Origin of the sequence: Psychrobacter sp., assembly GCF_035469765.1 — a bacterium.
Lineage (GTDB): Bacteria > Pseudomonadota > Gammaproteobacteria > Pseudomonadales > Moraxellaceae > Psychrobacter.
The window spans coordinates 1-5,226 of sequence record NZ_DATIRM010000186.1 but is presented as its reverse complement, the minus strand read 5'-3'; the positions used below and the strand labels follow the sequence as shown (position 1 = coordinate 5,226).

2 protein-coding genes are annotated in these 5,226 nt (G+C 42.7%); one reads left to right on the top strand and one right to left on the bottom strand.

Annotation, left to right across the window (positions count from 1 at the left end; translation table 11 throughout):
* Window positions 1–4,077 (bottom strand): exodeoxyribonuclease V subunit gamma (locus tag VLN09_RS05365; RefSeq protein WP_325244395.1); only part of this gene is annotated, 4,077 nt, incomplete at its 3' end.
* A 461-nt stretch (window positions 4,078–4,538) separates the two neighbouring features.
* Here VLN09_RS05365 and VLN09_RS05360 point away from each other — a divergent pair.
* On the top strand, window positions 4,539–5,081 hold the full coding sequence (locus VLN09_RS05360; RefSeq protein WP_325244393.1) for a hypothetical protein: 543 nt from the start codon (window positions 4,539–4,541) through the stop codon (window positions 5,079–5,081).
* The last annotated feature ends 145 nt before the right edge of the window (window positions 5,082–5,226 follow it).

The following is a 5,226-nucleotide window of genomic DNA, read 5'->3' as shown; positions in this document are numbered from 1 at the left end:
CGAATTTGGTTTATTAAAGCGCCAAATGCTCACACCATCATTTAATGCCGCTTGCTCGGTAGTGGTGCGTCTGGCAACTTGCCAATACAAATGCGACAACCAAAATTTGAGTAAATGTTTCGGGCTAGCAGAATTAGGCAGTATATTTAACCACTGCTTGGGTGATTGCTCAGCATAGGCCACGCCTGCCTGAATATGAGAGCGGCGGTTGTGAGCATCTATCGGCACTGAACCTTTTATCTTAATAATTTTAGGTAGCAACTTAAGTAGTGACTCATTGTCAGTACGATTTAGTATAGCTGCTAGCTCTATCTGAACAGGGTGCTCAGAGGTTGGAGTCAGTAACTGCAAACCTGTCACACCAACTTCCCCGCCCTCATTGAGCATACTACTCTCATCAAACCCATTAGCCATTAGTTGCTCTTTAAACTCTAAGCACTGCTGCTGTAATTTTTGCTGTTGATTGGGTAGCGTGGTTTGGCGAGCGACACCTGCTGGCATGATTTTTTGATACATCAAGATTGGGTTGCCTTGACTAGCAGTATTGTCATCATTCGTCTCGGCCGCATCGGTGGCCAACTGCTTAATCAAATGCTCTTTAATTTGATAGGTGGTCAAGCTGTCTAGAAACAATGGCTCTTGATGCGCCATCGCCTCCTCACCTTGTACCATATGCACTTTCTGGGTACGCAAAAAGGCTTTGGCAGGATGGCGAACTTGATAGAGCAATACCCCTTCAATATCTATCTCATGAATATCAAATATTGTTTGGGTGAGCCCCTGAGTCATATCACTAACATTGCTAGTATCAACAACAGCATCTAATGCCAGCATATCAATCAATGCAGACAAGGCTTGATTGTCTATTTGTCCCAGCTGCCCCAAACCGTGACCAAGTACCTGAGCAATTGCTTCGTATTGTGCTTTTGTGGGCAAGCCAACCAGCTGTACGTGCTCACTAGATACTCTTCCCTTTAGTGTATTAAATACAGCTTGCCAAAGCGGCGCAGGCGGAAACTGTTTTTTCTGAGCCAATTTGGTTTTACGCATGGCTTTATTTAATATAGTGTCTAGTTCATCGATCATATTAACAGGGCTATCGTCTTTAGAATTGTCCTGAGTATCGTCAGCTACCTCATTTGCAATGGAGTTGGGATTGAGGTAGTTTGACTCTTGCTTATAAACATGAGCGCCTTCAATTGCAGTCTCAAATAGACTCTCATGAAAAGGCAATGCGGGATGCTCAGTTACCAGCCACTGCTTAATCAGCTTCGGTAAATAACGCTTAAGACTCTCAGTAGTTGGGTCGATATTCTTAGGCAATGTTTCCAACGAGTTCACCTGCCACTGTATCTCACCTTGCAAAAACTGTAATAGCTCACTGACTGGGTTGGCTGGCAGATGCTCGTGTGTATCTGTCAAACTTTGACCGTTATAGAATATCCAACAAGCACTGCGAGCGCACAGCAGCGCATCTAAAAATGCCCCATTATCATCATCTTCACTGACTCTATCACCGCGACGGGCATTGGTGGTTTTCATCAAATCATACCGGTTATCACGGTCACGCCCAGGAAACTCAGAGAGATTCATATTAAGCATGACCACCAACTCAAAAGGCACGTTTCTTAATGCACCAAATTTACCAAAGGTAATGACACCAGTAGGCTCAGCACTGACCTGCTGACTTTCAAGCTCTGCTTCGATACTGTCGAGCATAAAGCTTAGCTTTAACGGCAACTGCTCAACGCCCACCAGCTTTTGCTCTACTTCTTTATTGGCGATATCACCACTAGAGTACTGTCTATAATGACGGTTGGCTCGCAAACTGGATTTAAAGCCGTTCATAGCGTTATAGATGGCACGCATGGTGCGTGTTTGATCAACATCGCCAAAGTAGCGATGAATGACTTGGGTCTCAATCTGATCCAGCCAATCTTCCGCTTTCAGTTTTTGCGTATGGTCATCACGGCGTGCAGTCAAACCCGCATAAATACGGCAAAGGGCTTCAACAATCATCGCATCATTTAGACTCACTTGCGGCAGCGGTAAGCTCATTTCTGGCAAGGCAGTGCTTGGCCAATCATCCTGGGCTAAGGGATATAAGCAATCGCTTAAACTGGCTTCTGGCATCACTAGACCTAACGTTAATCTATCTAGCGCTTGAGCAAAGCTAAATCGATAATCAAAGTCGTTACTGTCTAGGGTTTGCTTAAGATGCAACTCATCAAAGCCACGGATAAAACCTGCTTCTACCAGCAAATCACAACCACGACTCATTTGTTCATGGGTCAGCCCAAAACTTTCAAACAAGGGAGTTAACATCAGCCAATCTAAGACCTCAGCCGCTTCAAAACGGGCACTATGACTGCCTAACAATTTATAAAAACCAATCATAGCTTCCCATAGCTGACGAATATCCGCCTCGACAACACCAGTTACCTTTGCAGGTAGAGTCAAACCATCTTGACCTTTACCGCTGACAAAAATAGAGCTAATCAGAGCATGATGACGCTCAACATCAGGTAGCAGAACAACAATGTCGGATATATGGCGCTTTTTCTCACCGAGTTTGACAGGTTCATTTAGCCAGCGTCCAATCATAATACGCAGCACTTCAAGCTGACGCTGCAAACTATGACACGAGTGGATACTTAGGCTATTATCTTGCGCAGACATTGCCCAAAAGCGATCTTTTTCAAAGCGTTTATTCTCTAACGCCTCATCCTCATACCAAGGCATTTCTTGCTGCTCTTGATCAAAGCCAAGTTCTATTTGCTTACTTACCTCTTGCGAAACTTTTGCAGCCGTCGCTTGCTGGGTAGATTTCTCATCCAGCATCAACACATCGTTTTGCAAACGTCTTAATAAGCTCGGGCTATTGTATGTATTTTGAGCACCGTCAGCATTATAGGCGCTATCATCAAGACCAAACTCATCATTTAAACCGTCATCACCATCATTAAAGTTATCTTGCCACTCTACCAGTGCATCTTGGTATTGCTCATTACCTGACAAGTTGGCAAGCATGGCAAAGGTATCGCGCGACTGCTTTCCCAAACGTGACAGCAAGCTATGCCCATAATCACGTAAAAACACACTTTCAGGGTTAATAATCTGCTGGCGCTGTAACCACGACTTATCAACAATATCCGCCCAAAACAGCTTCGATGGATTGTAATGCAATAGCGTGATATCCATGTATTGCGATAAGCGCTGCAAAAAATCAAGCTCGGTCTGCGGCAACTGCTGAATGGTGAAAATACGCAACACTTTGGGCAACTGGCTACGCTCATTCGCCTTGTTATCTTGTAGAGCTGACCAAAAAACGTTTTCAAGTGCCTTACGGTGCTGATGCACATCAGCAAACAGGTGCGACCATAAGAAGCGTTGAGCAACTTCTAACTCAACATAGTGCTCAACCAACCACTCAGGCGTGCCGCGCGCATACTTATCAAAGCGCAATGATAAGGCATCTTTATCTGCTATCAACTCATCCACATTAAGCGGCTTGTTATGCGACCATAACGCTAACCAATCCTCACGATGGGTCAAATAGCGATTAAAAACACGTGCTAGATCACTTGCCAGCTGCCAAATACGCGCATCTTGCTGCGATTTATCTTGTCGTACACTGTCTTGCTGAACCCCTTCTTGCGGCTCATCAATCAAAGACGCCAACAGTGGGTTAACTGGATGTTTTTCATCTTTAGTAATCGACTCTTGGTAGTAGGTCAAATACCCAAACAATCGCCACTGCATGACCGTCGGTGACAACACCGCCACTTCAGGCACATTCAAGGTTGCCGCTTCAGGATTCTGCTCTAACAAATATGCATTATGGCGAGTTAATACATCTTGCATAAGCGTCCACTGATACTGACCCCAAAACTTAGTACGCACCAAAGTACTAATCCCTGCACGGCTTGCAATGGTTTTATCCAACCAATCGCCCAACACCATTGAGGGTACAATAACAATAAAAGGCTCAAAAACAGGCTGATTTTTGGACTGATATTGCACAAGAAGCTGATCAACAAGATTTTCGGTACGATGGGATTGTATAATGGTAAACATAGAAGGTATTCTATTGGAGTTATGAGAGGGAATAATAAAGTGAAGTAGAATGAACATTGATAGCTATTAAGGAATGTAACAAAGAGCACTCTTAATCCATATTTCTTGATCGTTACTTCATTGTATATCTGTTAACATAATGACTTGAATGTCATCATTAGCTTCATAAGAATAAAAAAGATAAACAACTATAAGTAACTCACTACCTATAGACCCAAGAAATTATAAAATAAGCAGATATTATCGTGTCTTAGTGTGCCATCGATACTTGCTATTTACTAGTTTATTCATCATGGTGGCAGTACCTTACGACAGTTATTGTCGTGCTATCAAGTTAGTTACTTTTATTAAAAGTGATTTATCTGAAAAATAAATTAATATTGCTATCTTACTTGGCTACTTCATGTTGTGTTTACTTCATTGTTTAATCATGCTTTATATTAACGAGATAACATAATACTATGCCTTTGCGTCCCATTGATGCCATCTTTGTTCACCCTAAACGACGCTTATATGTTATATATTATCGCGGTGAACTGTGGGAATTGCCACGGATGAAAATTGATGATCAATCATGGCAAAATAGACAACCCTATACTGATGACAGTCGTGGACTCTATCTCAGTATTCATCAAGCCATTAGTGACCCTATACTCGCACAAAAACTGCGTACATTGAACTTGCCAGCGGCTGTTCATGGCAGCACCTTACCGCGTTTTGAAGCATGGTGGGAAGCACATGGTTTTGAATGGCTGAAAGATAAGCTTGCAACAGGTGAATCCCCTTTAGCCGCGCATCAAATTGTTGCGCCTAAAATGGACACGGCTAAAGCGATTGACAATCAGACTGTTTCCTCTTCAAGCTATCAAGATGTACCATTAAATAACAACAGCACCATTAAGCAAAAAAGTAGTGAGCAAAAAACAGCAGCCGTTGCAGACACAGATGTTTTTGCTGATATGTTGGCAGATTTGGCAAATGAAGTGCTAAATCAGCAAGAGTAAATCTTCTGCCTTTATCCATCTATCAAAACCGCGAAAGAGGACTCCACCCGACATTAGGGTGGAGGTGAATTTCGCCTAGCGTTTATTATATATTCATACAAATTATGTACTGAGATAAGCTATACTAAATTTTAGAACTTATATT